At 71.9% G+C, this 21,126-nt stretch carries 18 protein-coding genes and 1 pseudogene; 13 read left to right on the forward strand and 6 right to left on the reverse strand.

Translation table 11 applies throughout. From position 1 onward, the window contains the following. Positions 1–126: 126 nt before the first annotated feature. Positions 127–795, reverse strand: coding sequence for a helix-turn-helix transcriptional regulator (locus AC07DF_RS06380; protein ID WP_478967400.1), 669 nt, complete (start codon positions 793–795; stop codon positions 127–129). Between the two features lie 437 nt (positions 796–1,232). On the opposite strand from AC07DF_RS06380, the gene AC07DF_RS06385 reads away from it, so the two are divergent. Further along, positions 1,233–4,037, forward strand: coding sequence for an AAA family ATPase (locus tag AC07DF_RS06385; RefSeq protein ID WP_478967402.1), 2,805 nt, complete (start codon positions 1,233–1,235; stop codon positions 4,035–4,037). Between the two features lie 221 nt (positions 4,038–4,258). Beyond that, positions 4,259–5,899, forward strand: a complete 1,641-nt coding sequence (locus AC07DF_RS06390; protein ID WP_478967611.1) for an RNA polymerase sigma factor — start codon at positions 4,259–4,261, stop codon at positions 5,897–5,899. Here AC07DF_RS06390 and AC07DF_RS06395 read toward each other — a convergent pair. Together AC07DF_RS06395 and AC07DF_RS06400 are read right to left on the reverse strand one after the other, a co-directional pair. Further along, positions 5,844–6,569, reverse strand: coding sequence for a glycerophosphodiester phosphodiesterase (locus AC07DF_RS06395; RefSeq protein ID WP_478967404.1), 726 nt, complete (start codon positions 6,567–6,569; stop codon positions 5,844–5,846). The genes AC07DF_RS06390 and AC07DF_RS06395 overlap by 56 nt on opposite strands. Continuing rightward, complete coding sequence (locus AC07DF_RS06400) at positions 6,566–7,627, reverse strand: adenosine deaminase (RefSeq protein ID WP_478967406.1); 1,062 nt, start codon at positions 7,625–7,627, stop codon at positions 6,566–6,568. Before AC07DF_RS06400 ends, AC07DF_RS06395 begins: the two co-directional genes overlap by 4 nt. 240 nt (positions 7,628–7,867) lie before the next feature. On the opposite strand from AC07DF_RS06400, the gene AC07DF_RS06405 reads away from it, so the two are divergent. Further along, entirely contained in the window at positions 7,868–8,506 is a 639-nt protein-coding gene (locus AC07DF_RS06405; RefSeq protein ID WP_478967407.1) for a DUF4190 domain-containing protein, read from the forward strand. Between the two features lie 68 nt (positions 8,507–8,574). Continuing rightward, the gene (locus tag AC07DF_RS06410) at positions 8,575–9,048 is read left to right on the forward strand and encodes a DUF4190 domain-containing protein (protein ID WP_478967409.1); all 474 of its coding nucleotides are present in this window, start codon (positions 8,575–8,577) and stop codon (positions 9,046–9,048) included. A gap of 57 nt (positions 9,049–9,105) precedes the next feature. Here the strand turns inward: AC07DF_RS06410 and AC07DF_RS06415 are convergent, their stop codons facing one another. Further along, the gene (locus AC07DF_RS06415; RefSeq protein ID WP_478967411.1) at positions 9,106–9,675 is read right to left on the reverse strand and encodes an NADAR family protein; all 570 of its coding nucleotides are present in this window, start codon (positions 9,673–9,675) and stop codon (positions 9,106–9,108) included. 199 nt (positions 9,676–9,874) lie between these two features. Between AC07DF_RS06415 and AC07DF_RS06420 the strand changes: the two genes are divergently transcribed. The 7 genes from AC07DF_RS06420 (at position 9,875) to AC07DF_RS06450 (ending at position 17,663) form a co-directional block, all read left to right on the forward strand. Beyond that, complete coding sequence (locus AC07DF_RS06420) at positions 9,875–11,410, forward strand: gamma-aminobutyraldehyde dehydrogenase (RefSeq protein WP_478967413.1); 1,536 nt, start codon at positions 9,875–9,877, stop codon at positions 11,408–11,410. A 56-nt stretch (positions 11,411–11,466) separates the two neighbouring features. Then, positions 11,467–12,714 (forward strand): polyamine ABC transporter substrate-binding protein, encoded by a 1,248-nt coding sequence (locus tag AC07DF_RS06425; protein WP_478967415.1) that lies wholly within the window; start codon positions 11,467–11,469, stop codon positions 12,712–12,714. Positions 12,715–12,719: 5 nt separating this feature from the next. After that, the gene (locus tag AC07DF_RS06430; RefSeq protein ID WP_478967417.1) at positions 12,720–13,883 is read left to right on the forward strand and encodes an ABC transporter ATP-binding protein; all 1,164 of its coding nucleotides are present in this window, start codon (positions 12,720–12,722) and stop codon (positions 13,881–13,883) included. Continuing rightward, positions 13,883–14,812: an ABC transporter permease gene (locus tag AC07DF_RS06435; RefSeq protein ID WP_478967419.1), complete on the forward strand. Its 930-nt coding sequence runs from the start codon at positions 13,883–13,885 to the stop codon at positions 14,810–14,812. Before AC07DF_RS06430 ends, AC07DF_RS06435 begins: the two co-directional genes overlap by 1 nt. After that, positions 14,813–15,613, forward strand: coding sequence for an ABC transporter permease (locus AC07DF_RS06440; RefSeq protein ID WP_478967421.1), 801 nt, complete (start codon positions 14,813–14,815; stop codon positions 15,611–15,613). Between the two features lie 26 nt (positions 15,614–15,639). Then, positions 15,640–17,058, forward strand: coding sequence for an NAD(P)/FAD-dependent oxidoreductase (locus tag AC07DF_RS06445; RefSeq protein ID WP_478967423.1), 1,419 nt, complete (start codon positions 15,640–15,642; stop codon positions 17,056–17,058). A gap of 149 nt (positions 17,059–17,207) precedes the next feature. Next, the gene (locus AC07DF_RS06450) at positions 17,208–17,663 is read left to right on the forward strand and encodes a bifunctional DNA primase/polymerase (RefSeq protein ID WP_478967424.1); all 456 of its coding nucleotides are present in this window, start codon (positions 17,208–17,210) and stop codon (positions 17,661–17,663) included. Between the two features lie 16 nt (positions 17,664–17,679). Here the strand turns inward: AC07DF_RS06450 and AC07DF_RS06455 are convergent, their stop codons facing one another. Continuing rightward, positions 17,680–18,342 carry a phosphatase PAP2 family protein gene (locus AC07DF_RS06455; protein ID WP_478967426.1) on the reverse strand — a complete coding sequence of 221 codons (663 nt, stop codon included), beginning with the start codon at positions 18,340–18,342 and terminating at the stop codon, positions 17,680–17,682. A gap of 83 nt (positions 18,343–18,425) precedes the next feature. Here AC07DF_RS06455 and AC07DF_RS06460 point away from each other — a divergent pair, with 83 nt between their 5' ends. Together AC07DF_RS06460 and AC07DF_RS06465 are read left to right on the forward strand one after the other, a co-directional pair. Continuing rightward, positions 18,426–20,153 carry an acyltransferase gene (locus tag AC07DF_RS06460; protein WP_478967427.1) on the forward strand — a complete coding sequence of 576 codons (1,728 nt, stop codon included), beginning with the start codon at positions 18,426–18,428 and terminating at the stop codon, positions 20,151–20,153. Positions 20,154–20,183: 30 nt separating this feature from the next. Then, on the forward strand, positions 20,184–20,786 hold the full coding sequence (locus AC07DF_RS06465; protein WP_478967429.1) for a DinB family protein: 603 nt from the start codon (positions 20,184–20,186) through the stop codon (positions 20,784–20,786). Between the two features lie 33 nt (positions 20,787–20,819). Here AC07DF_RS06465 and AC07DF_RS06470 read toward each other — a convergent pair. Beyond that, positions 20,820–21,021 (reverse strand): annotated as a pseudogene (locus AC07DF_RS06470) (phosphatase PAP2 family protein); the annotation flags it as partial. Between the last annotated feature and the right edge of the window lie 105 nt (positions 21,022–21,126).

Below are 21,126 nucleotides of genomic sequence, written 5' to 3' on the forward strand. Positions count from 1 at the left end.
GATGTGCGGCCGACGGGCCGCCGTATCCGATCCTGCCCTCCGCCCCGCCACGGCCCGCAGGGCCGCCGGGGACGCCGGCGAGGCAGAAAGCGCTGCCCGCGGGGGCGACTTCGGATGCCCGTTCGGTCAGATGTAGCCTTCCCGCAGGGCATGGGCCACGGCGTGTGCCCGGTTACGCAGGTGCAGTCGGGTGGTCAGCCCGTGCATCACGTTCTTGACGGTGCGTTCGGAGTAGGACAGCTTGCTGGCGATCTCACCGGTGTCGAGTCCCTCGGACACCAGCCGCAGTACGTCCACCTCACGGGGTGTCATCCCCGAGGCCGGAGCGCCGTTACGGCCTGCGGCGCTGCGATGCAGGGTGCCCACCTGGTTGAACAGCCGGCCGAGCAGATCGGCCGGCAGGTCGCCGTCGCCGCGGGCGGCCGCGAGCACGGCCTGCACCAGCCGGGTCGCGGTGGCCTCGCGGCGCCACACGATGGCACCGACCCCGCACTCGATCACGTCGAGCAGCTCCGCCTCCCGCAGCGCGGACACCACGAGCACCGCCCGCGCGCCCTCGCTGCGCACCAGCCGGCGCAGCCGGGTCAGGGCCGTGTCGTCAAGGACGTCGTCGATGAGCAGGGCCACCGTGCCGGGGCCGGACCCGGTCTCCTCCCGCAGGTCGATCTCCGGGAACCGCCGCAGCTGGCTGAGCGCTCCCTCGCGCGTGATCGGGTCCGTGGCGTGCACCGCCACGGGGATCCGGGACGCGGAATCGGCCGTGCCGGGGCGTGTGGTCCGCGATGAGCTGAGCAACCGTTTCCCCTATGTCCACGTACGCGCCACCTCTGTGGAGTCGGTGGCGGATGTGCACTCCTCACCCTTCTGGGGCGGACGGCCCGGTCGCAATCGTGGATCACCACGAGACGCACCACGAGATCGGCCCCGCGCCGACCACGACATCGGCCCCACGCCGACCACGAGACCGGCCCCACGCGGGCCACGAGATCGGCCCCACGCCGACCACGAGACCGGCCCCGCGCCAGCCACGAGACCGGCCCCGCGCCGACCACGACATCGGCCCCGCACCGGCCACGATCTCGCAGACCACCTCACGGCAGCCGTGAGGTGACGGCCCGTCCGGTTCCGCCGGGGCCGGAACTCGCCGCCGTGGCACTTGTCACGGCACCCGCCCCCGGGCGCAGGCCGTCCTCGACGGGGGGAAGACGCCACGTCCGACCAGGGAGGCAGGAATGCCCGATCCTCAGCCCGAGCCGTCGCGGTCCGCGCAGCCGGCCGAACACCGGGAAGCCGCCGCCCTGCTGGCGGCCGGCCTGGCACGCGCCCGGTCCGGGACGGGCGGCCTCGTGCTGCTGCGCGGAGCCACCGGCACCGGCCGGACCAGCGTCCTGGAGGCGGCCGCCGACGCCGCCGCCGCACAGGGCGTGCGGGTGCTGCGCGCCCGCTGCTCCCCGGACTGGGCGGCCGCGCCCTTCGCCGCCGTGCTCCAACTCCTCGCATCCGTACCGGGCTCGGAGCGGACCGACCCGGCCGGCGACGAACGCGAGCAGGCCGCCCTGCTCCGGCACGCGCTGCGCTCGTACGCCGGTGAGTCCCCGCTGCTGCTCGCCGTGGACGACGTCCACCTCGCCGACGGCCCCTCGTACCGCTGGCTGGTGGAGGCCGCCCGGCACGTGGACCGATTACCTCTGCCGATCCTGCTGGCGGTCACCGAACGCAGCCAGTACGACATCGACCCGCCTGCCCCCGGCTTCAGCCACACCCTCTCTCCCGCCCTCGTCGACACCCACACCCTGTCCCCGCTCACCCCGGACTCGGCGACGGGCCTGGTCCGCGCGGAGCACCCGAACGCCCCCACGGCATGGGTCGACAGCTGTGTCCGGGCCGGCGCGGGCAGCCCCCTGCTGCTGAGGGCCCTCCTGGACGACCTCAGCGCCTCCGGCGGGTACACGACCGACGCCCCGCACCCGTACCCCGCGCTCCCCGAGACCTCCGCCGCCCTGTACCAGGGCTCCTACGTGGCCGCCGTGCAGTGGTGGCTGGACAGCGCCGGGAACGGCACGGCGGAGGTGGCCCGGGCCCTCGCCGTGCTCGAGGAGGGCTGGGAACAGGCGGAGAGGGGAGCGGGCGGGGGCGAGGATCCAGCCGGACTGCTCGGTGAGCTGGCCGGCGCCGATCCGGCCCGGGTGGCGGGCTGGCTCACCGCGATGACCGGGCTCGGCCCGCTGCGCCCCGGCCCGGACGGCCTGCCCCGCTACGCCCACCCGCTGCTGAGGGACGCCGTACTCACCGGCGTCCCCGCGGCCCGGCGCCATGCGGTGCACCGAACCGCCGCCGAGGCGCTGCTGCAACGCGGCGCCCCCACCGAGGCGGTGGCACGGCACCTGCTGGGGTCCGGCCCCGTGGACGCCCCGTGGGCCCCGGCCGTGCTGCGGGACGCCGCCTCCCTCGCGCTGCGCGACGGCCGCTCCGACGACGCCGTCGCGTTCCTGCGCAGAGCCCTGCGGGAGCCGCTGCCCGACGACCACCGGCAGCGGGTGCTGACCGAGCTGGGCTCCCTGGAGTGCGCGGGTCCGGACTCCTCGGCCGGCATCCCCCGGCTCACCGAGGCACTGGGACTGCACGGCACACCGCAGGACCGGGTGCGGGCCGCCGTCGCCCTCGGCACCGCGCTGGCCGGACGCGGCCGGGCCCGCGCCGCCGTCGAGGTACTGCGCACGGTAAACGGCCAGCTCACCGGACACCCCGACCTGGGCAACGCCCTCCAGACCGCGTCCGCCCTGCTGTCCGACCAGGACCAGACGGTCCGCAGCGATGTGTACCGCTGCCTGTCCGAGACCGCCGAGCGCTCACCGGAACTCGTAGGACCGGCGACCCGGGCACTGCTCGTCCGGTACGCGGCCAGCGCCGCACTCGCCTCGGCGGGCGACGCGATGCGCCAGGTGCGCGCGCTGCTCGCCGAACCGGCCCATCCGCTGACCGAGCCCTTCCTGCTGGGCACGTCCGCCGCTGTCGCCCAGTGGGCCGACGAACTCGACGAGGCCGACCGCCTGGTGGACCGAGGACTGGCCGGACAGCGCCCCGACCTGCTGCACCCCATGCACGCGGCGCTGCTCAACACGCGGGCCGACATCGCCGCCGCGCGCGGCGAGTACACCCTGCTGCCCGCCGAACCCCCCACCCACGGCCAGGGCCCGTCCAACGTGCACGCCACCACCCTGATCGCGCTCGTGGAGACCGGCCGAGCCGCCGAGGCCCGGCGGCTCGCGGACGGCTTCGACCTGCGCGAGGCGCCCGACAACTGGGAGCTGAACCGCTTCCTGTACGCGCGGGGCGTGCAGCGCGCCGACGCGGGCGACACCGCCGGCGCGCTGCACGACTTCCTGGAGTGCGGCCGCCGCCAGACCGCCCGGGACGTGGTCAGCCCCATCGTCACCCCATGGCGCTCCGCCGCCGCCGAATGCCGGCTGGCCCTCGGCAGCCCCCAGGAGGCGCTCGCCCTGGCCGAGGAGGAGTTGCGCCTGGCCCGGGTGTGGGGCACGCCCCGCACCGTCGGCCGCGCCCTCCGCGTGCTCGGCACGGTCACCGGCGGCCGCCGGGGCCTGCGCCTGGCCGAGGAGGCCGTGGCCCTCCTCACGGACGCGCCGGCCGCCGCGGAGGGGGAACTGGTGGCCGCGCTCCTCGCCCAGGGCCGGCAGCTGACCGCCGCCGGCGAACGCGCCCGCGCCCGGGACTGTCTGCGGACCGCCGCGGAACGCGCCGAACGGCTGGGCGCGGTGCGGCTGCGGACCCTGGCGGAGAAGGCCCTGCGCGAAGGCGGGGCCCGCCGCGCCGCCACCGCCCGCACCGGCTCCGGCGCCCTCACCGGGAGCGAGCTGCGCATCGCCCGGCTGGCGGCCGGCGGCCGGACGAACGCCGAGATCGCCGGCCTCCTCCACCTCGCCCGGCGCACCGTGGAGACCCACCTGACCAGCACGTACAAGAAGCTGGGCATACGGCGCAGGGGTGAGCTGGGACAGGCGCTGAGCAGGGACTGACCACTTGGGAAAAGGTTTCGGTGCCAGGACGCGGTGCCAGGACTCGGTGCCAAAAAGTGTTATCGCCTGCCCTTCACGCCGTCTCCACGTTGTGATCCCCGACATAGCGGGGACCCCCGGACCGGCTGAGAGGGTGCGTGCGGAACATCAGTGATCCGGACATCAGTGATCCGGACATCAGTGATCCGGACATCAGGGATCCCAGGCGTCGAGAGGCCACCGTGGACAGTCAGCACTGGCGCGCCACCGTCACGGCGGCGCAGGGCGGCGACCGCCGGGCGCTGGACGAGCTGGTCGCGGGCTGGCTGCCGCTGGTCTACAACATCGTGGGCCGGGCCCTGAACGGCCACGCCGATGTCGACGACGTCGTCCAGGAGACCATGCTGCGCGCGGTCGGCAACCTCGGCTCCCTGCGCGACCCGGACAGCTTCCGGTCCTGGCTGGTGGCGATCGCCATGCGGCAGATACGGGACCGCGCGCGCCGCAGGACCCCGGACCGGCTGGAGGAGACGGAGTCCGCCGACTTCGCCGAACTGACCGTGCTGCGGCTGCAGTTGGAGGGGCAGCGGCGTGAGGTCGCCGAGGCGGCGCGCTGGCTCGACGACGAGGACCGTCACCTGCTGTCGCTGTGGTGGCTGGAGGTCGCGGGCGAACTGACCCGGCGCGAACTGGCCGCCGCCGTCGGCATCACCCGGCAGCACGCCGCCGTGCGCGTCCAGCGGATGAAGGAGCGCCTGGAGACCTCGCGCGGCATCGTCCGTGCCCTGGACGGCGCCTGCGCCGACCTGCGCGAGCTGACCGGCCGCTGGGACGGCCGGCCGGACTCGGTGTGGCGCAAGCGGCTGGCCCGGCACATCCGCGGCTGCGGCTACTGCGGCGGCACCCCCGAGTCCGTCGTACCGGCGGAACGCCTCCTGGTCGGTATCGCGCTCGTCCCGCTGCCCGTCGGGTTCACCCTGTCGCTGGCCTTCGGCGGCAAGACGGCCGTGGCGGTCGGCTCGGCCGGCTCGGTCGGCTGGTCGGCCAAGCTGCTCGGCGCCCTCACCAAGCCGGCCGTCGCGATGACCGCCGGCGCGACCATCGTCGCGGGCGGCGCCTACGTCGTCACCCAGCCGCCTGACGCCCCGCCACCCAGGGCCGCGGTCACCCCCACGGCGACGGCCACCACGTCCGGACCACCGCCGTCCTCCGCCCCGCCCACCCCGAAGCCCTCGCCGACGAAGAAGGCCGGCCTCTACGGCACGGTCGTCGACGCCGTCGACCGCGCCCCCGACCCGAACGCCCGGCCCGCCGCCCTGCCACGCCGCCCCGAGCCCGGCATCACCAGCACCGGCGGCCCTAAGGCCGTCATGCAGCACCGGGGCGACAGCGTGACGCTGAGCGGCCGGGGCTATGTCCTGGTCCGCTGGCAGATCTCGCCCAAGTCCCGGCCGGGCGCGCTGGTCATGCCCTCCTGGACCGGCCTGAAGGGCAAGCTCTTCCACGTGGCGTCCGGCGGCTGGCGCCGGATGGACGACCCGCTGCCCGGCGCCCCGAACGGCTACGCCACCGGCATGGGCGGGCCCGCCATCGGATACGCCGAACTGCCGTCAGGCACCCAGCAGATGTGGCAGAACGAGTACTTCTACGTCGACGGCACCGTCACCCTCACCCAGAACGAACGGGGCTGCGACTACGGCCTGACCGTCTTCCCCTCGAACTGGCAGGCCGTGGACGAGGACATCAACGCCGGCCCCGACCGGGGCGCCATCCGCTACGGCCTCGTCCGCGACACCGGCACGGACAGCGCGCCGGTGCCGCAGTACGTCACCCGCTCGACCCCGGCCGATCCGGCGACGGTGCCGCAGCGCTCGCGCGTGTAGCGCACAGCACGTCGATCCGGTTGGTCGTGATCGAGTCCACCCCGGCGTCCAGGAGCCGTCGCATGGAGCGGCGGGTGTCGGGCGTCCACACGGACAGCAGATGCCCGCCGCGGCGCACCCGCTCGGCGAGGGGCCGGTCCACCAGGGAGAAACGGTAGTTGAGCCAGCGCGGGCGGATCGCCTCCAGCAGGACCGGCCGGGGCGGGGCCAGGGTCGTCCAGGTGAGAGCGATCTCCGCGTCCGGGTCCGCCGCGCGCACGGCGAGCATGGCATCGGCGCCCGCGCAGTAGTACACGCGGTCCGCGGCCCCTGACTCCCGTACGGCGTCCATGAGGCGGCGCACCGCCCGCACGTCGGGCGAGCCGGGCAGGTCGATCATCACCCGGTGCCCGTCGGTCGCGGCCAGTGCCTCCGGCAGGGACGGCACCCCGCCGCCGGTCAGCCCGCGCACCTCCTCCCAGGACAGCGAGCGCACCGGCCGCTCGTGCTCCCAGAGCCGCTTCAGCGTGTCGTCGTGCAGCAGCACCGGCACGCCGTCCCGGGTCAGACGTACGTCGATCTCCACCGCGTCCGCGCCCCGCAGCAGCGCGGAACGCAGCGAGGCGACGGTGTTCTCGCGGTGCCGGTAGGGGTCGCCACGGTGGCCGACGGCGAGGGGAACAGGCGTCACCGGTCGAGCCACGCCGCGGTGTAGGTGTCGATCTCGCCCTTGATCCGGGCCTTGCCGGCCGCGTCCAGGAAGGACACCTCGACGGCGTTCTTCGCCAGCTCGGCCAGGCCCCGCTCGTCGAGACCGAGCAGCCGGGCGGCCACCGCGTACTCGTTGTCGAGGTCGGTGCCGAACATCGGCGGGTCGTCGGAGTTGATCGTGACGACGATGCCGGCCTCGACGAACTTCTTGAGCGGGTGCTCGTCGAGGGTGCGGACCGCGCGCGTGGCGATGTTGGAGGTCGGGCACACCTCCAGCGCGATCCGGTGCTCGGCGAGGTGCGCGAGGAGCTTCGGGTCCTGCGCGGAGCTGGTGCCGTGGCCGATGCGCTCGGCCCGCAGATGTGTGAGGGCGTCCCACACCGTCTCCGGGCCGGTGGTCTCGCCCGCGTGCGGTACGGAGTGCAGCCCGGCCGCGATGGCCCGGTCGAAGTACGGCTTGAACTGCGGACGCGGCACGCCGACTTCGGGCCCGCCCAGGCCGAAGGAGACCAGACCCTCCGGGCGCAGCCGGTCGTCGGTGGCGAGCCGGGTCGTCTCCTCGGCGGCCTCCAGACCGGCCTCGCCCGGGATGTCGAAGCACCAGCGCAGCACGGTCCCGAACTCGGCTTCGGCGGTCTTGCGGGCGTCCTCGATCGCGTCCATGAAGGCGCGCTCGTCGATGCCGCGCCGGGTGGAGGAGAACGGCGTGATGGTCAGTTCGGCGTACCGCACCTGCTGCCGGGCCAGGTCACGGGCCACCTCATAGGTGAGCAGCCGGACGTCCTCCGGGGTGCGGATCAGATCGACGACCGACAGATACACCTCGATGAAGTGGGCGAAGTCGGTGAAGGTGAAGTAGTCGACCAGGGCGGCGGGGTCGGCCGGCACCTTGGAGTCAGGATGCCGGGCGGCCAGCTCGGACACGATCCGGGGGGAGGCGGAGCCCACGTGGTGCACATGCAGTTCGGCCTTGGGCAGTTCCGCGATGAACGCCGCGAGGTCGCGCGGGGCATGGGGGTCGACAAGATGCTGGGCCAAGGTTCCTCCCCGGAACGGCGCCCCGGCCCGCACGAGGCGGGCGGGCGCGGGTGATCGGCTGATCGATGACTCGGGTTCATCGTATGCGGTGGGTGCGGCGCCCCGTCTTTTCAGGGGCGCGGGGCGGTACCGACATGCGGCTCCGCCGCGTGGGCGCGAGCACCCCCACGCACCCGCACGATGGCACGCGCCGAACCGCCCCGTAGCATGACGGCACGAACGATCCCGGGGGGATACACGATGACGGACGCGACGCAGCCGGACGGAAACAGCCACGACCCGTGGGCGCCTCCGGAGAGCAAGACCTCACTCGACAAGAACCAGAAGCCGCAGCCACCGTCCGTGCACGACCAGGCCACGGTCACCTCGATGCCGGGCTTCACCCCGCCCACCGGCACGCCGCAGTTCGACACCTCCGGCACGGGCGCCGTACCTCCACCGCCCGCCGCCCCCACCGCCCCCGGCGGCTACGGCTACCCCGGCTACCCGCAGGCGGGCTCCGGCTACCCCCAGGCCGGTTACGGCTGGCCCGGCATGCCCCCGGCCCCCCAGAACGGCATGGGCATAGCGGCGATGGTGCTCGGCATCGTCTCCTGCACGCTGTTCTGCCTCTACGGCATCGTCTCCCTCGTCACCGGCATCCTCGCCGTCGTCTTCGGCATCAAGGGCCGCAAGCGCGCCGAGGCGGGAGTCGCCACCAACCACGGCCAGGCCCAGGCGGGTCTGATCATGGGCATCATCGGGATCATCCTCGGCATCACGGTGATCGTCCTGATCGCGGTCGGCATCACGGCCGCGATCAACAGCGACACCTCCTCCGACGACGACCCGTACTACGGCGCCCGCGGCCCCGTGGCCACCGCCCCGTCCCACCCCTGAAACACCCGTCCTCCTCGGCGGACTTGGCCACTACGATGCCTTGGTCTGACAACGAGGGGAGATCGTCCATGTCCAACACCAACCCCACCCCCGGTGGGTTCGGTCCGCCGTCCCAGCCGCCGCAGCCTCCGCAGCAGCCGGCCCCCGGCTACGGCTATCCGCAGCAGTCGGGCCCGGGCTACGGCTACCCCCAGGGCGGCCCCGGCTACCCGGCCGCGCCGCCCGCGGGCTACCCGCAGGCGCCCGGCTACGCGATGCCCGCGCAGCCGAGCAACGGCATGGGAACCACCGGTCTGGTGCTGGGCATCATCGGCGTGGTGTGCAGCGTCACCTTCATCATGTGGTTCTTCGGCGTGATCCTGGGCATCCTCGCGATCATCTTCGGCGCCATCGGCCGGGGCAGGGCCACCCGCGGTGAGGCCACCAACAAGGGCGCCGCGACCGCCGGCCTGGTCTGCGGCATCATCGCGACCGTGATCCTGCCGCTGCTGGGGTTCCTGCTCTTCGCCAGCATCATGGGCGGACTCGGCGCGGCGAGCTGAAGCCGCCGCTCACAGGGGGCCGGTCCCATGGGCCGGCCCCTCACTCATGCCCTTCACTCACATCCCGCGCAGCCGCTCCCGCGCCGCCATCAGCGCGAACCCCAGCAGGTTCGGCCCCCGCCAGCACTCCGGATCCGACGCCGCCTCGTCGTCCGCGGCCAGCCCGATGCCCCACACCCGGTCCACGGGGCTGGCCTCGACCAGCACCCTCTCGCCGGTGTTCAGCAGGAACTCCCGCAACCCGGGATGCGCGGCGAACTTGTGGACGCTGCCGTCCACGACGATCCGGAACCGCTCCCGCTCCCATATCGCCTCGTCGAAACCGCGCACCAGCCGCCCGGCCTTCTTCGCCTCGGCGGGGTGCGCGGCAGCCAGCACGGCACGCTCCGCCGCCGCGTCCCCGAACAGCCGGGCCTTGCCCGCCATCATCCAGTGCTCGGCCGTCGCGTACTCCACGCCGGCCACCGTGAACGGCGCCGGCCACCACTGGCTCAGACAGCTCGGTCCGATCCGGCCGTCCGGTCGCTGCCGGTGCCCCCAGAAGTGCAGATACTTGATCCTCGCCCCTTCCCGGGACGCCCTGATCAGGGCCTCGCGGGAAAAGACCGCCCCCGTGATCTTCTCCATGCACCCGAGTCTGGCACGCACCACTGACACACCGTCCTGCCTTTTCGCGGTGGACTCGACACCTGGTCGACAGATTCCGTTGCGTAACCAAAAATCAACAACGGAATCCCTTGTTGGCGTGTCATCCCTCTGTCAGGATCGGCACTCAAATCGAGCCTGAGCCACGCCGGCCCCACCAGGGGACACGGAGGAGAGCCACATGCACAAGCCGGGCAACGCCACCCCGGACCGATTTCCGGCCGCGGAGCGCTTCGAGGAGGGCGCTCAGTTCATCGCGGGCCGCCTGACCAGCGGCACCTCCGGCCGTACCCACGCGGTCGTCGACCCGGCGTCGGGGGAGGAGGTCCTCCGCTACGAACTGGCCGGCACGGCCGACGTCGACCGGGCCGTCGCCGCGGCCCGCGAGGCCTTCCCCGGCTGGGCGGGGGCCACACCCGGCGAGCGTTCCGACGCCCTGCACCGGTTCGCCGCGGTCCTGGCCGACCGGGCCGAGGACTTCGCCCGCGCCGAGTCGCTGCAGTGCGGCAAGCCGCTGAAGCTGTCCCGCGAGTTCGACGTCCCGGGGACCATCGACAACACCGCCTTCTTCGCCGGTGCCGCGCGGCATCTCCAGGGGCAGTCCGCCGGTGAGTACTCCGGCGACCACACCTCGTACGTCCGGCGTGAGCCCATCGGTGTGGTCGGGTCGATCGCGCCCTGGAACTACCCCCTCCAGATGGCCGCCTGGAAGGTCCTCCCGGCGATCGCGGCGGGCAACACCATCGTCCTCAAGCCCGCCGAGCTCACCCCGCTGACCTCGCTGCTCTTCGCCCAGGCGGCGACGGACGCGGGGATCCCGGACGGTGTGATCAACATCGTCACGGGCACCGGCAGGGAGGCCGGTGAGCATCTCGTCGGCCACCCCGACGTGGCCATGACCTCCTTCACCGGCTCCACCGCCGTCGGCAAGCGGGTCGCGGAGATCGCCACCGCCACCGTCAAGCGCCTCCACCTGGAGCTCGGCGGCAAGGCGCCCTTCGTGGTCTTCGACGACGCAGACCTGGAGGCCGCCGCCCACGGCGCGGTCGCGGGCGCGCTCATCAACACCGGGCAGGACTGCACGGCCGCCACGCGCGCGTACGTGCAGCGGCCGCTGTACGAGGCGTTCGTGGAGCGGACCGCGGCACTCATGGAGACGGTCCGGCTCGGTGACCCCTTCGCCGCCGGCACCGACCTCGGCCCGCTGATCTCCCACGTGCAGCGCGACCGGGTCGCCGGCTTCGTCGACCGGGCGCGTGCCTACGCACGCGTGGTGACCGGCGGAGAGGCGCCGGAAGGCGAGCTGGCCAAGGGCGCCTACTACCGGCCCACCCTCATCGCCGACGCCGCCCAGGACAGCGAGGTCGTCCAGTCGGAGATCTTCGGTCCGGTCCTGGTCGTGCTGCCCTTCGACACCGACGACGAGGGCATCGCGCTCGCCAACGACACGCCGTACGGGCTCGCGGCCTCCGCCTGGAGCCGGGACGTGTACCGGGCGAACCGTGCCACCCGCGAGATCAAGGCGGGCTGTGTATGGGTCAACGACCACATCCCGATCATCAGCGAGATGCCGCACGGCGGCCACAAGTCCTCCGGCTACGGCAAGGACATGTCCGCGTACTCGTTCGAGGAGTACACCCAGATCAAGCACGTCATGTTCGACAACACCGCGGTGGCCGCGAAGGACTGGCACCGCACCGTATTCGGGGACCGCTAGCCGTATGCAGGCCGCCTGACCAACGGCCGTCCACCCTCCGAAAGGGCACCACGCGCATGGAGCAGTACGAGCCCGACCGCCTCTCCCCGGCCCAGGTGGCCGCGATACGGCGCAGTTTCAGGAACGGCAGGGCCGCCCTCACCCGGCGGTCGCTGCTGCGCGCCTCCGCGGGCGGGGCGCTCGCGGCCGGCGGAATCGGGACGCTGAGCGCCTGCGGCATCCCGGCGGCGGGCCAGTCGCAGGGCGGCGTCTCGGCGCAGGACCACTCGGCCAAGGAGAAGACCGTCGCCTTCTCCAACTGGACCGAGTACATGGACGTCGACGACAGCGGCAAGCACCACCCGACGCTGGAGCAGTTCACCAAGCGCACCGGCATCAAGGTCAAGTACACCGAGGACATCAACGACAACAACGACTTCTTCGGCAAGATCAAGCCGCAGCTCGCCGCGGGCCAGGACACCGGCCGCGACCTGATCGTCCTCACCGACTGGCTGGCCGGACGGCTCATCCGCCTGGGCTGGGTGCAGAAGCTCGACCCGAGCAACCTGCCGCACGCCTACGCCAACCTCTCGGCCCAGTTCCGCAGCCCCGACTGGGACCCGGGCCGGGCCTACTCGTACGTCTGGCAGGGCATCTCCACCGTCATCGCGTACAACAAGAAGGCCCTCGACGGCGTCGAGGTGAAGTCGCTCTCCGACCTGCTCGACAACCCCAGGCTCAAGGGGCGTGTGGGCTTGCTGTCGGAGATGCGCGACAGCATCGGCATGACGCTGCTCGACATGGGCAAGGACCCGGCGAACTTCACCGCCGACGACTACGACGCGGCCATCGCCCGGCTCCAGCAGGCCGTCGACAAGGGCCAGATCCGCCGCTTCACCGGCAACGACTACACCTCGGACCTGACCAGCGGCGACTTCGCGGCCTGCGTCGCCTGGGCCGGTGACGTCGTCCAGCTCAAGGCCGACAGCCCCGACATCGACTTCCTCATCCCGGACAGCGGCTACATGACGTCGACCGACAACCTGCTGATCCCCAACAAGGCCCGGCACAAGACGAACGCCGAGCGGCTCATCGACTTCTACTACGAGCCGAAACCGGCCGCCGAACTCGCCGCGTACATCAACTACGTGTGCCCCGTCGACGGCGTGAAGGCCGAGCTGGAGAAGATCGACGAGGACGCGGCGAACAACCCGCTGATCATCCCCGACAAGGCCATGGCCGCGAAGTCCCATGCCTTCCGCTCGCTGAGCTCGAAGGAAGAGACCGAGTTCGAAGCGAAGTTCGCGAAGCTGACGGGGGCGTGACCACCATGACGAACAAGACAGACGCCACGGGCGACGTCCGCCTCAAGGGCATAGCCAAGACCTACGGCGCCTTCACCGCCGTGCACCCGCTCGACCTGACCGTGCCGCAGGGCTCCTTCTTCGCCCTGCTCGGCGCGTCCGGCTGCGGCAAGACCACCACCCTGCGCATGATCGCCGGCCTGGAGGAACCCACCTCCGGGACCGTGTCATTGGGCGACCAGGACGTGACCGCGCTCCCGCCGTACAAGCGGCCGGTGAACACGGTGTTCCAGTCGTACGCCCTCTTCCCGCACCTCGACATCTTCGAGAACGTCGCCTTCGGTCTGCGCCGGCGCGGCATCAAGTCGGTGAAGAAGCAGGTCGGGGAGATGCTCGACCTCGTGCAGCTCGGCGAGCAGGCCCGCAAGAAGCCGCACCAGCTCTCCGGCGGCCAGCAGCAGCGCGTCGCCGTGGCCCGCGCGCTGATCAACCACCCCAAGGTGCTCCTGCTCGACGAGCCGCTCGGCGCCCTCGACCTCAAGCTGCGCCGCCAGATGCAGCTGGAGCTCAAGCGCATCCAGACCGAGGTCGGCATCACCTTCGTCCACGTCACACACGACCAGGAGGAGGCCATGACCATGGCCGACACGGTCGCCGTGATGAACGCGGGCCGCGTGGAGCAACTGGGCGCCCCCACCGACCTCTACGAGAACCCGCGCACCACGTTCGTCGCCAACTTCCTCGGCACCTCCAACTTCATCGAGGCCGAGGTCGACTCGAAGAGCGGCGAGGACATCGTGCTCAAGGCGGGCGGCGGCAAGCTCGTCCTGCCCGAGACGCGCTGCTCCGCGCCCGCGGCGACCGGCGGCAAGGTGCTGGTCGGGGTCCGCCCGGAGAAGATATCCCTCACCCACGCGGACGAAGCCGGCGAGATACCCGAGGGCCGCAACCGCATCACCGGCCGGATCGCCGACTCCAGCTTCATCGGCGTCTCGACGCAGTACGTCGTCGACAGCCCGGTCTGTTCCGACTTCGAGGTCTACGCCCAGAACATCGACCGCGACCCCCGCCTGGTGCCCGGCGCCGACGTCGTCCTGCACTGGAACCCCGCCCACACCTTCGGCCTGGACGCCGCCCAGTCCGTGCTTGACGGACTAGAGGGCTCCGCCGGAGTGGAAGAGGCGGCCTGATGCCCACACTCACCGAGGCGCCACCGCCGCTCGCACCGGAAACACCAGAGGCCAAGCCCCCGAAGCGCCGGGGCCGCTGGACGCCGTACTGGCTGCTGCTCCCCGGCATCCTCTGGCTGCTGGTCTTCTTCGCGCTGCCGATGATCTACCAGGCCTCCACGTCCGTGCAGACGGGCTCCCTTGAGGAGGGCTACAAGGTCACCTGGCACTTCGCCACGTACTGGGACGCGCTGACCGCGTACTGGCCGCAGTTCGTCCGGTCGGTGCTCTACGCGGGCACCGCCACGATCCTGTGCCTGCTGCTCGGCTACCCGCTCGCGTATCTGATCGCCTTCCGCGCGGGCCGCTGGCGGAACCTGATCATGATCCTGGTGATCGCGCCGTTCTTCACCAGCTTCCTGATCCGCACCCTGGCCTGGAAGACGATCCTCGCGGACGGCGGCCCGCTGGTCGGCGCGCTCGACACGCTGCACGTCCTGGACGTCACCAACTGGCTCGGCTGGACCGCCGGCGACCGCGTCCTGGCCACCCCGCTCGCCGTGGTCTGCGGTCTGACGTACAACTTCCTGCCGTTCATGATCCTGCCGCTCTACACCTCACTGGAGCGCATCGACGGCCGGCTGCACGAGGCCGCGGGCGATCTGTACGCGAAGCCCTGGACGACCTTCCGCAAGGTCACCTTCCCGCTGTCGATGCCGGGAGTCGTCTCCGGCACGCTGCTCACCTTCATCCCGGCGACCGGCGACTACGTCAACGCCGACCTCCTCGGCTCCACGGACACCCGCATGGTCGGAAACGTCATCCAGACGCAGTTCCTGAGAGTGCTGGACTATCCGACGGCGGCCGCGCTCTCCTTCATTCTCATGGCCGCCATTCTGCTCATGGTCACCCTCTACATCCGCAGGTCCGGGACGGAGGATCTGGTCTAAATGCCCTTCGTCAACTGGCTCAAGAAAAATCTCGTCGTCATCGCGGGACTGCTGACACTCGGCTATCTCCTGCTGCCGAACATCATCGTGACGGTGTTCTCCTTCAACAAACCGAAGGGGCGCTTCAACTACGAATGGCAGCGGTTCTCCCTGGACGCCTGGAAGGACCCGTGCGGGGTCTCCGACCTGTGCGGCTCGCTGTCGCTCAGCCTCCAGATCGCCGTCTGGGCGACGCTCGGTGCCACCCTCCTCGGCACCCTGATCGCCTTCGCGCTGGTCCGCTACCGGTTCCGCGCCCGCTCCGCCGTGAACTCGCTGATCTTCCTGCCGATGGCGATGCCCGAGGTCGTCATGGCCGCCTCGCTGCTCACCCTGTTCCTCAACATGGGCGCCCAGCTGGGCTTCTGGACGATCCTCATCGCGCACATCATGTTCTGCCTGAGTTTCGTGGTCACGGCCGTGAAAGCACGGGTCATGTCGATGGATCCAAAACTGGAGGAGGCGGCCCGGGACCTGTACGCGGGCCCGTTCCAGACCTTCGTGCGGGTCACCCTGCCGATAGCCGCCCCCGGAATCGCGGCGGGCGCCCTGCTCGCCTTCGCCCTCTCCTTCGACGACTTCATCATCACCAATTTCAACGCCGGCTCGACCGTCACCTTCCCCATGTTCGTCTGGGGCTCGGCGCAGCGTGGAACGCCCGTTCAGATCAATGTCATCGGCACGGCCATGTTCATCGTCGCCGTACTGTTCGTGCTGGCTTCCATGGCCGTCGGTAACCGCCGCAACAGGCAAAAGGCATAAAGGCATAACCGTAGGGAGTTGAAATCATGGCCCCGAGCGCCATGAATCAGTGGACCCATTCGCTTTCCGACGTCCAGCCGGTCCCGTACTGGCTGGACGACCCCGGCCGGCCCCGTCCGGAACCCGCCCTCACCACCTCCGAGACCTGCGACCTGCTGGTCGTCGGCGGCGGCTACAGCGGACTGTGGGCGGCGCTGATCGCCAAGGAACGCGACCCGGGACGGGACGTGGTGCTGGTGGAGGGTCGCGAGGTGGGCTGGGCCGCCTCCGGCCGCAACGGCGGCTTCTGCGCCGCCTCCCTCACCCACGGCCTGCCCAACGGCCTCGCCCGCTGGCCCGACGAGATCCACAAGCTCCAGGAACTCGGCACCCAAAACCTCGACGCGATCGAGGAGGCCGTCTCCCGGCACTCCATCGACTGCGACTTCGAACGCACCGGCGAGATCGACGTCGCCACCGAGCCGTACCAGGCGGCCGAACTGCGTGACTGGCACGAGGAGACGACCCGCCGGGGCCTCGCCGAGGGCGTCGAGTTCCTGGACGCGGAGGCCGTACGGGAGCAGGTGGACTCACCCACCTTCCGGGCGGGCCTGTGGGACCGCAGGGGCGTGGCCCTGCTGCACCCCGCGAAGCTCGCCTGGGGCCTCAAGCAGGCGTGCCTCCGGCTCGGCGTCCGCGTCTACGAGCACACCCCGGCGCTGACCCTGAAGCCGTACGGCCCCGGCATGGCCGTGACCACCCCCTACGGCCGGATCCGCGCCCGCCAGGTCGCCCTCGGCACGAACATCTTCCCGAACCTGGTCAGACGCGTCCGCTCGTACACCGTCCCGGTCTACGACTACGCCCTGATGACCGAGCCGCTCACCCCCGAGCAGCTCCACTCGATCGGCTGGAAGAACCGCCAGGGTCTCGGCGACAGCGCCAACCAGTTCCACTACTTCCGCCTCTCCGCCGACAACCGGATCCTGTGGGGCGGCTACGACGCGATCTACCCCTACGGCGGCCGCGTCCGCGCCGAGTACGACGACCGCCCGGAGACCTACGCCAAGCTCGCCGGGCACTTCTTCACCTGCTTCCCGCAGCTCGAGGGCGTCCGCTTCAGCCACGCCTGGGGCGGCGCGATCGACACCTGCTCCCGCTTCTCGGCGTTCTTCGGCACCGCCCACCAGAAGAAGGTCGCCTACGCGGCGGGCTACACGGGCCTGGGCGTCGGCTCCACCCGCTTCGGCGCCGAGGTGATGCTGGACCTGCTGTCCGGTGAGCGCACGGAACGCACGGAACTGGAAATGGTCCGCAAGAAGCCCCTGCCCTTCCCCCCGGAGCCCTTCGCCTGGACGGGCATCGCCCTGACCAAGTGGTCCCTGGCCCGCGCGGACGCCCACGACGGCCGCCGCAACCTGTGGCTGCGCACGATGGACCGGCTGGGGCTGGGCTTCGACAGCTGACCGAGCGGGGTGTGAGCCGGTTCACTCCAACGAGGAGCCAAAACCCGCGTAATGACCGCACGGAGACCCCCTTCTCCCTCGTGACGCCCTCGGGACGCGCCGCGTTCGCGAGATGCACGAGCTTCACGAGAGAACAGGGGGTCTTCCTCATGACCGGTGCGAAGACGGCGGCCGAGTGGCTCGCATCCGCCGCGCCCGACCCCGAGGCCTGCCGCTGGGAGTGGGAGCGCAACCCGCTCGGGGTCGCGCTGCTGCCGGCCGGCGGTGCCTGGGACGTGCTCATCCTGCCCGGCGACCTCGGCTACGCCACGCTCGACGTGCTCAGCCGTGTGCTCGACCGGCCGGGGCCCGTGCTCGTCGACTTCGGCGACGAGCGCATCGGGTTCTTCGTGCCGCCGGGCACCGCGGCACGCTGGCTCGGCACGGGCATCAGGACGGCGGGCGCCGGCACCTGGATCGTCGTGCCGTACCCGGGCCGTTCGTCACCCGGCGGCGTCCGCTGGCTGATCCCACCGGACGGCTCGGGCATGCTGACGGACCCGACGCTGCTGGAACTGGCGATGCACGAGGCGGCGGCGCGGCTGGCCACTCAGGGGGACGAGTAGGGCGAGTGGCCGGGACTCATGGCTGCCGCTCGGCCGTCCCCCGCCTGAGGAACAGCCACAGCGAAGCGAGCAGCACCGCGCACAGACACCAGCTGGCCGCCACGTCCAGTGGCCAGTGGTAGCCGCGGCGGACCAGGCCGTAGCTCGCGCCGAGTACGAGGGCGAGGCAGACGGTGACCAGAGTGCCGCGGGCGAGGGGCGTGCGGAGCCGGGGGAGCAGGAGCAGGGTGGCGCAGCCGTAGGCGATGGCGGCCGTGGCGGTGTGGCCGGAGGGGTAGTAGCCGGTGCCCGGCGGGACGGCCGGGGTGCCCGGCCGGTCCGTGAGGTCCTTGAGCGGGATGATCAGCGCCGGGACCAGGGCCATGAGGAGGGCCGCGGCGGTGACCGGCAGCCACCAGCGTGGCGTACGGCGGGTCCGCAGGGCGACGTATCCGAGGGCGACGGCGAGGACCGGAACCGCGACCTGGACGTTGCCGAGGTCGGCGAGGAGCTCGGAGTAGCGGTCGGGGTGGACGAGTTCGCGGCTGGCGCGCTCGTCGAGGCGGATGAGCGGGCCGTCGGCGACGACCTGCCAGGTGATCAGGACGAAGAGCAGGGCCGGGAGGGTGAGCAGGAAGGCCACGAAGCGCGAGTATGTCGCGGTGGGCTCGTCGCGAACCTGGTTCCCGGAGATCGGCATGGGACACAGCTTGGCACGGGCACGGATAACCCCTGTCCAACCGCTGTCCCCTGTCCACCCGCGCGCCCCCAGTGGAGGATCTCGTGAACCAGCCGGAGAGCGAAGACGGCCTCTTCGACCACTGCCCGTGGCTCTACGCCGAGCAGGCGTCCCAGGCGCAGCGGGCGGCACAGGAACAACGCCGGAAACGGCTCCTCGCGGGGGCCGGGGCGGTGCGGCTGGGCGAGGGCTGCTTCGTCGCGGAGACGGCCGCCGTGTACCCGGACCACCTGGACCTGGGCGACCGCTCCTACATCGCGGCCCACGCGTATGTCACCGGCGACATACGCACCGGCGCCGACTGCACGATCAACCCCTTCACCGTGGTGCGCGGCACCGTCACCCTCGGGGACGGCGTACGCGTCGGCGCCCACAGCTCGCTGCTCGGCTTCAACCACGGGACCGAGCCCGGCCTGCCGGTCCACCGGCAGCCCCTCACCAGCCGGGGGATCACGATCGGCGACGACGTGTGGATCGGCTCGCACGTGGTCGTCCTGGACGGCGTCACCATCGGCGACCACTGCGTCATCGGCGCGGGCGCGGTCGTCACCAAGGACCTGCCCGCCTGGACGATGGCGGCCGGCAACCCGGCCCGCCGCCTCAGGGACCGCCGCGATCCGCGCACGGCGGGGCCCGGCAGCGGGGCCGGTGGGAGTGCGGCACCGGTCGGTACCGAGCCCCGCCCCGCCGAAACCCCCGCCCTCGTCGAGGCGCTCTCGGAGTTCGCCGAGGCCGCCCGCGCACAGGCCGTCGAGGTGCTGGACCGCTGCCGGCAACCGGACACCGGCCGGTACGTCGACCGGCCCGGCGCCGAGCCCACCGTGCGGGCGCACTGCGACGCCGTCGAGATCGCCGACCTCCTCCTCGGGGAGGCGCCGCCCCAACTGCCCGTCGCCGAGCACGTGGCTCGGCTGCGCGACCTCCAGGACCCGGCCACCGGCCTGATACCCGAGTACGGCGCACCACCGCCGGTCCCCGGCCCGGCCGGAGTGCCGGACGACGGGGCAGCGGCCTATCACGTGCTGTGCGTGGGGTACGCGCTGGACCTGCTCGGCAGTTCCTTCGCCCACCCCGTCCACGCGGTCCGCCGCACCACCGCCGACCGGCTGGTCCCGCACCTGGACCGACTGCCCTGGGACGACCGTGCCTGGCACGCCGGTGCCTGGGTCGACTCCTGGGCCACCGCCGCGCACTGGAACCTGCGCCTCGGAGCGGAAGCGGCCGCGCCCGGGGCGCTGGAGGCGCTGTTCGGCCGGCTGCACACCCGGGTCGACCGCCGTACCGGCATGTGGGGTTCGCCCACGCCCCGGGACGGACACCTCCAGATGGTCAACGGCTACTACCGGCTCACCCGCGGCTCCTTCGCCCAGTTCGGACTGCCCGTGCCGTACGCCGAGCGCGTGATCGACACGGTCCTGGACCACGCCCGCGACCCCCGCCACTTCGCACCCGGCCGCGAGAACGCCTGCAACGTCCTGGACGTGATCCACCCCCTGTGGCTCTGCGCCCGGCAGACCACCCACCGTTGTGAGGAGGCCCGCTCCTGGGCGGCGGCCCAGCTCACCGCCGCCCTGCGCCGCTGGCATCCCGGCCAGGGCTTCGCCTTCGGCCCGGCCCCCGACGGCACCGGCCCGGGCCGCGCCCCCGGCCTCCAGGGCACGGAGATGTGGCTCGCGATCATCTGGCTGCTCGCGGATGTCGCCGGTGTCGCCGACGCCCTGGGCTACCGCCCGCGTGGCATCCACCGCCCGGAGCCCGCTCTGCCCGGCTGATTGTCAGTGCCGGGTGCCAGACTGCCAGCCATGACCGAACCCAACCCGAAAGCCGACCTGCTCCGTTACCTCCAGGACGCCCGCGACGCCCTGCTCTGGAAGCTCGAAGGGCTCTCCGAGTACGACGTCCGCCGCCCGTTCACGCCGACGGGAACCAACCTGCTGGGCCTGGTCAAGCACGTCGCCGGGGTGGAGCTGGGCTATTTCGGCGACACCTTCGGGCGTCCGTACTTCGTCGAGGAACCGCCCCCGAACTGGTGGTACACACAGGACGCCGAACCCAACGCGGACATGTGGGCCGACGCGGACGAGTCACGCGAGCAGATCACCGGGCTCTATCGCACGGCGTGGGAGCACTCGAACCGCACGATCGAGACGCTGGCACTGGAGGCGACCGGTCACGTCCCGTGGTGGCCCGAGGAGCGCCGGGAGGTGACGCTGCACCACATCCTGGTCCGGGTCATCTCCGACACGCAGCGGCACGCCGGCCACGCCGACATCGTGCGCGAACTCATCGACGGCAGTGTCGGGCTGACGAAGAGCACCGACACCATGCCCGAAGGCGATCAGGACTGGTGGGAGAACCACCGACGCCGGCTGGAGCGCGTCGCACGGGAGGCCGACGACAGCTGATCCGGCCCGCGAACCGCGGCGAAAAGGAGAGGGAGAGAAGAGGGAGGTCGGCCGCCCCGGAACAGGGGGGGTGGTTCCGAGGCGGCCGTCCGGACCGGAACGTCGCGCGCCCCGGGGGGTTTGGGGCGGGCGACTGTCCGATCGGTGAGGAGATTCCAGAGCCGCAGGCTCCGGCTATGTGCGCGAGGGCACGACCAGGTCGAAGCTGGGGAGGCCCCGGCCTGATGTCACCCACAGTCCCCTGTGGGCGGGGGTGTATCTCTCATCTGGGTAGAACCTACGACAGGGGCTGGGCGGAGGACAGGCCACAGGGCCGCCTGTCATCCACCTCGCACACGTT

The sequence above is a fragment of the Streptomyces sp. NPDC044719 genome (assembly GCF_056433405.1).

Coding starts and splice junctions, on each gene's coding strand:
- AC07DF_RS06385 (WP_478967402.1), top strand. CDS start 1,233: ATGCCCGATCCTCAGCCCGAGCCGTCGCGGTCCGCGCAGCCGGCCGAA.
- AC07DF_RS06405 (WP_478967407.1), top strand. CDS start 7,868: ATGACGGACGCGACGCAGCCGGACGGAAACAGCCACGACCCGTGGGCG.
- AC07DF_RS06410 (WP_478967409.1), top strand. CDS start 8,575: ATGTCCAACACCAACCCCACCCCCGGTGGGTTCGGTCCGCCGTCCCAG.
- AC07DF_RS06415 (WP_478967411.1), bottom strand. CDS start 9,675: ATGGAGAAGATCACGGGGGCGGTCTTTTCCCGCGAGGCCCTGATCAGG.
- AC07DF_RS06420 (WP_478967413.1), top strand. CDS start 9,875: ATGCACAAGCCGGGCAACGCCACCCCGGACCGATTTCCGGCCGCGGAG.
- AC07DF_RS06425 (WP_478967415.1), top strand. CDS start 11,467: ATGGAGCAGTACGAGCCCGACCGCCTCTCCCCGGCCCAGGTGGCCGCG.
- AC07DF_RS06430 (WP_478967417.1), top strand. CDS start 12,720: ATGACGAACAAGACAGACGCCACGGGCGACGTCCGCCTCAAGGGCATA.
- AC07DF_RS06435 (WP_478967419.1), top strand. CDS start 13,883: ATGCCCACACTCACCGAGGCGCCACCGCCGCTCGCACCGGAAACACCA.
- AC07DF_RS06440 (WP_478967421.1), top strand. CDS start 14,813: ATGCCCTTCGTCAACTGGCTCAAGAAAAATCTCGTCGTCATCGCGGGA.
- AC07DF_RS06445 (WP_478967423.1), top strand. CDS start 15,640: ATGGCCCCGAGCGCCATGAATCAGTGGACCCATTCGCTTTCCGACGTC.
- AC07DF_RS06450 (WP_478967424.1), top strand. CDS start 17,208: ATGACCGGTGCGAAGACGGCGGCCGAGTGGCTCGCATCCGCCGCGCCC.
- AC07DF_RS06455 (WP_478967426.1), bottom strand. CDS start 18,342: ATGCCGATCTCCGGGAACCAGGTTCGCGACGAGCCCACCGCGACATAC.
- AC07DF_RS06465 (WP_478967429.1), top strand. CDS start 20,184: ATGACCGAACCCAACCCGAAAGCCGACCTGCTCCGTTACCTCCAGGAC.